The 4,969-nt window shown below is 71.9% G+C and carries 5 protein-coding genes; 1 reads left to right on the forward strand and 4 read right to left on the reverse strand.

The genetic code is table 11. The features are described from left to right. The 3 genes from ACFU6K_RS31245 to ACFU6K_RS31255 form a co-directional block, all read right to left on the reverse strand. Nucleotides 1-1,380, reverse strand: a 1,380-nt coding sequence (locus tag ACFU6K_RS31245) for an ABC transporter substrate-binding protein (protein ID WP_380668724.1), incomplete at its 3' end; no start/stop codon positions are given. A 61-nt stretch (nucleotides 1,381-1,441) separates the two neighbouring features. Then, nucleotides 1,442-2,344 carry a carbohydrate ABC transporter permease gene (locus ACFU6K_RS31250; RefSeq protein WP_380668726.1) on the reverse strand — a complete coding sequence of 301 codons (903 nt, stop codon included), beginning with the start codon at nucleotides 2,342-2,344 and terminating at the stop codon, nucleotides 1,442-1,444. After that, nucleotides 2,341-3,261 carry a carbohydrate ABC transporter permease gene (locus tag ACFU6K_RS31255; RefSeq protein WP_380668728.1) on the reverse strand — a complete coding sequence of 307 codons (921 nt, stop codon included), beginning with the start codon at nucleotides 3,259-3,261 and terminating at the stop codon, nucleotides 2,341-2,343. The genes ACFU6K_RS31250 and ACFU6K_RS31255 overlap by 4 nt, the downstream gene beginning before the upstream one ends. A gap of 215 nt (nucleotides 3,262-3,476) precedes the next feature. On the opposite strand from ACFU6K_RS31255, the gene ACFU6K_RS31260 reads away from it, so the two are divergent. Further along, entirely contained in the window at nucleotides 3,477-4,163 is a 687-nt protein-coding gene (locus ACFU6K_RS31260; protein ID WP_380668730.1) for an SMI1/KNR4 family protein, read from the forward strand. Nucleotides 4,164-4,265: 102 nt separating this feature from the next. Here the strand turns inward: ACFU6K_RS31260 and ACFU6K_RS31265 are convergent. Then, nucleotides 4,266-4,969 (reverse strand): SDR family NAD(P)-dependent oxidoreductase (locus ACFU6K_RS31265; RefSeq protein WP_380668732.1); only part of this gene is annotated, 704 nt, incomplete at its 5' end.

The following is a 4,969-nucleotide window of genomic DNA, read 5'->3' on the forward strand; positions in this document are numbered from 1 at the left end:
GTTGTAGCTCTCGATCGCCGGCTGGAGCTCCTTGGCCGCGTCGGCCAGGGCCTGCTGGGCGGGCTTGGTGCCGGCGATGGTCTGCTCGATCGCGGTCTCCACCCCCTTGCGTGCCTGCGGCATCACGCCGAGCAGGCAACCGGCGGTGGCCTGGGTCGGCTTGGTGGCCTTCAGCTGGTCGATCGCGGTCTGGAACTGCGGGTACTTGGCCACCCACTCCTTGTCCTTGGGGTCGTCCAGGGACTTGGTGTTGACCGGGAAGTAGCCGGTGCCGGTATGCCAGACGGCCTGCTGCTCGGGGGCGGAGACGAACTTCTCGAACTCCCAGGCGGCGCGCTTCTCGGCGTCGGAGTGGCCGGGGCCGCTGATCCACAGCGAGGCGCCGCCGATCACCGGGCCGCCCTGGTCGGCGGCGGTGACCTTCGGGAAGGCCGCGGTGCCGACGCCGAACTTCGCGGCCTCGGTGTAGCCGCGCAGCACGCCGGTGGACTCCAGGTGCATCGCGACCGTACCGGCCTTGAACGCGGCCTGGGCGTCGTCGGTGGTGCGGCCGGTGTTGGCCGCGTAGCCGCCCTTGACCAGGTCGGCCCACCACTGGACGATCTGGGCGCCCTGGGCGGAGTCGAAGACGACCTTGCCCGCCTTGTTGCTGCGGCCGTTGTCGTTGTCGCAGTACATGGTGCCGGACTCGGCGAGCAGCTGCTCGACGAACCAGCCGTAGATGGCGGCGCCGAAGCCGTACCGGACGGTCTTGCCGTCGGCGTCCTTCTTGGTCAGCTTCTTGGCCAGCTCGCCCAGCTCGGCCAGGTCCTTGGGGGCCTGGGCCGGGTCGAGGCCGGCCTCCTTGAAGGCGTCGGTGTTCAGGTAGAGCAGCGGCATCGAGGAGTTGAACGGCATCGCCTGGAGCTTGCCGCCGACCGAGTAGTAGTTGCGGATGTTGGCGTCCAGGTCGTCCAGCGAGTAGCCGTCCTTGTCGGCGAAGGCCTGGGCCGGGACGGTCTGCCTGGAGTCGATCATGAACCGGGTGCCGATGTCGTAGACCTGCGCCAGGGCGGGGGTGCCCTTCTGCTGCACCGCGGCCTTGTACTTGGTGACCAGCTCGTCGTACTTGCCCTGGAACTGCGCCTTGACCTCGATCTTGCCCTGGTGGGCGGCGTTGAACTGGCCGACCAGTCCGTTCAGCACCTCGGCGTTCTTGCCGGTCATCGAGTGCCAGAACTCGACGCTGGTGACACCGGAGGCCTGGTCGAGCGCCTGGGCGCCGGGCGCGCCGGCGTCGGCGGAGCCGCCGGAGCCGGAACCGGAGCCGCTGGAGCTGCAGGCGGTCAGGGACAGGCCGGCCACCAGCAGGGCAGCGAGCGCGCGCGCACTCTTCTTCACGAGGGTTCTCTCTTTCGAGCGTTCGAGGAGGGGTGACACAGGACGGGCGGAGGGGACGCGGTCAGCGGACCGCGCCCGCGGTGAGGCCGCGGACGATGAAGCGCTGGCCGAAGACCACCAGGGCGAGGGTGGGCAGCAGGGAGAGCACGACGCCGGCCAGGATCAGCCCGGGGTCGGCCATCTCGGCGTCGCGCAGCGAGGTGAGGCCGATCTGGAGGGTCTGCATGTTCGCCGTGCGGGTGATGATCAGCGGCCAGAAGTACTGGTTCCACGCCGACAGGAAGACGTAGATCGACAGCGCCGCGAGGGCCGGCTTGTTGAGCGGGACGACGATCCGCCACAGGAAGCGCCAGTGGCCGGCCCCGTCGATCCGGGCGGCGTCGCGCAGTTCGCCGGGCAGCTGGCGGAAGGCCTGGCGCAGCATGAAGGTGCCGAAGCCGGAGGCCAGGAAGGGCAGCACCAGCCCGAAGTAGGTGTTGCCGAGTCCCCAGCCGGACAGCGTCAGGTAGTTGGGGATGATGATGGCCTCCCACGGGACCATCAGGGTGGCCAGGAACACCCCGAACACCACGGCGCGGGCCTTCATCGGCAGGAAGACGAAGGCGTACGCGGCGAGGACCGAGGTGAACAGCTGGGCCAGGGTGATGACGGTCGCCACGATCGCCGAGTTGGCGTACTGGCGGGCCAGCGGGATGGCGTCCACGGCGCCGGAGAAGTTCCGCCCGGTGAGCGAGTGCGGCACCAGGGCCGGCGGGTAGGAGGAGAGCTCGGACGGGCCCATGAAGGCGCCGGCGACGGCGTAGTAGACCGGGAAGGCCACGGTGACGACGGCGACGGCGAGCAGCAGGTAGACGGCGGCGCGGCCGAGCAGGTCGCGCGCGGAGCGCCCGGCGAGGGCGCGGGCGCGCGGACGGGGCGCCCCGGCCTTCGGCTCGGCCTCGGCCTCGGTGGTGAGGGTGGTCATGCGTAGTGCACCTTCCGCTCCAGGACGCCGAACTGGACGGCCGTGCAGGCGAGGACGACCACGAGCAGCACCACGGCCTGGGCGCTCGCGGTGCCGAAGTCGCTGGAGCCGTAGGCGAAGGCCTTCTCGTAGACGGAGTAGACGAGGGTCCGGGTGGAGCCGTCCGGCCCGCCCTTGGTGAGGATGTGGATCTGGCCGAAGCTCTGGAGCGCGTGGACGGTGGAGACCACGGTCAGGAAGAACAGGTTCGGACCGAGCATCGGGACGGTGATCGAGCGGGCCAGCCGCAGGCCGGAGGCGCCGTCGATGCGGGCCGCCTCCAGGATCTCCCCCGGGATCGAGCCGATGCCCGCGGAGAGCACCAGCACGTTGTAGCCGAGGTTCATCCAGACCGTGGTGACGGCCACCGACAGCAGGGCGTACCGGGAGTCGGTCAGCCAGCCGATCGGGCCGAGGCCCACGTGCGAGAGCAGGCCGTTGAGCACCCCGCTGGCGGGGTTGAAGAACACCGCGAACACCACCGAGGCGCTGGCCACCGAGAACGCGAAGGGCAGCGCGAAGGCCGAGCGCAGCAGCCGCACGCCCCGGATCCGGTTCTCCAGGAGCAGCACCAGCACCAGCGCGCCGAGCACCCCGGGCACCACGGTGAGCAGGGTGAACAGCGCCGTGGTCGTCAGGGTGCGGACGAAGTCGGCCGAGGCGAAGAGGTCGGTGTAGTGCTTGAACCCGACGTAGCGGGAGGGCGCGCCGAAGAGGTCGTTGGCGTGCCCGCTGAGGTAGACGGTCCGTCCCAGCGGGTAGCCGATGAAGAGGACGAAGACCACCAGGGAGGGCAGCAGGAAGGCCCAGGCGAGCCCGTGTTCGCCCCAGCGGCTTCGACGGCCCGGGAGGGGCCCGGTGTGCGGTGCGGTCGGCATGTGTCGCGCGTCCGCCTTTCGTGATGTCGGTTCCGGCCGAAACCGTGTCTTGCCCGAACGACGGCGCGGAAACCCCGCGGTGATCAACGGGTGTCGCGGGGATTACGCGTTCGCGTCAGATCCGGCCGGTCGTGCCCGGACGGGCGGCGAACCGGCGGCAGACGGGCAGTTGGGCGGTCCGCCGCACTGTCGGAGGGGTGGCGTACGGTGCGCGGGTGGACGAAACGGAATTCGACATCCCGGCCGCAATGGCCGAAAGTGTGCGCTCCCGCGCGGGCGCCTGGGCCCTCGTCAGGGGCTTCGCCGCGTACTGGGGCGAGCCGCTGGGGCCCGGCGACGGCTTCACGGACGCGGAGCTGGACGCGGCCGAGCGGCGGCTGGGCCTGCGGCTGCCGGTGGCGCTGCGCGAGGCGTACCGGCTGTTCGGCCGCCGGGCGGACCTCACCAGCAACCAGGACGTGCTGCTGACGCCGGACGAGCTGCACGTGCTGGACGGCGCGCTGGTGTACCGGGCGGAGAACCAGGGCTGCGCGCACTGGGGCGTGCCGCTGGACGGCCTCGACCGGGAGGACCCGCCGACGGTGTTCCGGCTCGACCTGGCGGACAAGGCGCAGGAGCGGTGGGAGCCCTGGGACGAGCGCTTCTCGGCGGCGGCCGCGGCGATGGCGCTGATGGAGAAGCTGCTGGAGGACCACGAGCTGACCGACGTCCTGGAATGGGACGAGGAACTGCCGGACGGCCTGGACGAGTTGCCGGCGCTCGGCCGCAACTTCCGCTGGTACCAGGGCCCGGAGGTGCTGGTCGGGGTGGCCGAGGAGGCCTGGGTGGTGGTCCGGGCACGCACCCCGCAGGCGCTGGACGCGTTCTACGGGGTGGTGCCCGGGGAGTCGCCGGAGGAGTAGCCCGGCGGGGATCATGCCACCGTCGGGCGGTCACGCGGTCGGGCGGTCACGCGGTCAGGCGGTCACGCGGTCAGGCCGTCGGGCGGTCAGGCCGTCGGGCGGTCAGGCCGAGGAGCCGCCGTCCAGGACGAGGTCGCTGCCGACGGTGTAGCCCGCCTCGTCCGAAGCCAGGTACAGCACCGCGGCGGCCACCTCCTCCGTCGCCCCGGCCCGGCCGACCGGGACGTCGGCCTTCATCCGCCCGGCCTTGGTCGCGGCGTCCTCGCCCGGCCGGGAGGACATCGGGGTGTCCACCGCGCCGGGGCTGACGGTGTTGATCCGCACGCCCTCGGCGATGTGGTCGAGGGCGGCGGCCCGGGTCAGCACGGTGACCGCGGCCTTGCTGGCGGCGTAGGCCCCGACGCCCGCGAGCCGCTTGTGGGCGCCCAGGTTGGACGAGACGTTGACGATCGCGCCGCCGCCGTGGGCCCGCATCCGGGCGATCTGCGGCTGCATGGCGAGCAGGGTGCCGGTGACGTTGATGCCGAACACCCGCTGCCACTCGGCCTCGTCGATGTCGGCGACCGGGCCGGCGGCACCGAACACCCCGGCGTTGTTGACGGCGACGTCCAGGGCGCCGAACCGCTCGACGGTCTCGCGGACCAGCCGGGCGGCGTCCTGGGCGTTCGTCACGTCGCCGGTGAGCGCCGCGGCCTTGCCGCCGGCCCGCTCGATCAGTTCGACGGTCTCGGCGAGCGGGCCGGCGGTGCGGCCGGCGACCGCGACCCGCGCGCCCTCGCGGGCGAAGGCGAGCGCGATGGCCCGGC

This window comes from Kitasatospora sp. NPDC057512, assembly GCF_042802135.1.
Lineage (GTDB): Bacteria > Actinomycetota > Actinomycetes > Streptomycetales > Streptomycetaceae > Kitasatospora.